Here is a 1,285-nt window from a genome sequence, read left to right as displayed (position 1 = left end):
TGATAGCTAGTGAAGGGGACGATTGCGCAGGTGCGCATCGTCTTGCTTCAGCTTTCCAGTTTCACGAAGCAGGATCATCGCCTCAGGGAATGAACCCGGCCTCATCCCCAGGGATGAGATGTCCAAGTAAGGCAACCCGCTAGGGCATAGCTGCAGACTCGTAGTCGTCTCTCAAGCTGAACCGCGCCATGTTCCTTCCCTGCTGCGAGAAAAGAAGTGGCCAAATACAACCTTTTCGGTCAGGCGGCCAACACGGCCAGACGGTTCAGGAAGCCGTGGATATCCGGGCTTTCAAGAGTCCTCGAAGTGGGTTCAACGTATGGGCGCCGACGAGGTAGTCCCGCGCGAGTTCGCCGGCGACGTCAAGCAGCCGGTACCCAATGGGGTGGACTACGTATTTACGTCCTTCACTCCGGCGAACCTGGAGGCCATCGCCGATGTCCTCAAACCCCGCGGGCAGGTCGTATCCATCGATCAGTCCGGCGGCAGCATCGATGTCCTCAAGAATAAGAGCATCACCTGGCACTGGGAGCTCATGTTCACCCGTCCTCTATTCGAACCGCACGACTACTACCAGCATCAGCTACTCAATGAGTTCTCCGGGATGGTCGACGCCGGACGCATCCGCTCAACGCTGACAACCCACATCGAACCAATCAACGCCGAAGGCCTTCGGCGCGCTCACGAGCTCCTCGAGAGCTCTACCATCACCGGGAAGGTAGTCCTATCCCACTGGCCCTCCTGAATAACCCGCAACGCTAGGCGGTCAACCCCGCGGACGACAACTATCCAGTTTTCAACAAGACCTGATCACACGTCACAGAAGGCTAAGGCGGTCTCTTGCAACGACCGACTGAACTCACCGATCCTTTAGCGAGATGATGTATATGCCGTTGGTGACAGGGTTCAGGCCGTAATCGTCGGCGTTAAGCGCCCGAAAAAGGGACACCGTGACGTTTCAAGCCGTTGAGGTTGAGGACAAGACTTCTGGGTATCAAAACTTCTGGGCATCAAGATCACGGTATGTCAGCCGAAGGGCAGCCTGACCAAAGACGTTGTATGTGGCCACTTCGTTTCCGGCCTCAGAGAAGCAACATGGCCTGGTTCAGCTTGAGAAACGAATACGAGTCAGTAGCTATGCCCTAGCAGGTTGCCTTACCTAGGCGTCTCATCCCTGGGGATGAGGCCGGGTTCATTCCCTGAGGCGATGATCCTGCTTCGTGAAACTGGAAAGCTGAAGCAAGACGATGCGCACCTGCGCAATCGTCCCCTTCACTAGCTATCA

Annotated in this window: 1 protein-coding gene; it reads left to right on the top strand. The window is 56.3% G+C overall.

Annotated elements, in window-relative coordinates; translation table 11 throughout:
• Nucleotides 1-319 precede the first annotated feature (319 nt).
• Complete coding sequence (locus tag GVV77_RS18020) at nucleotides 320-745, top strand: zinc-binding dehydrogenase (RefSeq protein ID WP_246199902.1); 426 nt, start codon at nucleotides 320-322, stop codon at nucleotides 743-745.
• Nucleotides 746-1,285: the final 540 nt, after the last annotated feature.

Origin of the sequence: Arthrobacter zhaoguopingii (assembly GCF_009828605.1) — a bacterium.
Classification (GTDB): domain Bacteria; phylum Actinomycetota; class Actinomycetes; order Actinomycetales; family Micrococcaceae; genus Arthrobacter_D; species Arthrobacter_D zhaoguopingii.
The sequence above is the reverse complement of the archived record's forward strand: the minus strand, read 5'-3'. Positions and strand labels throughout refer to the sequence as shown.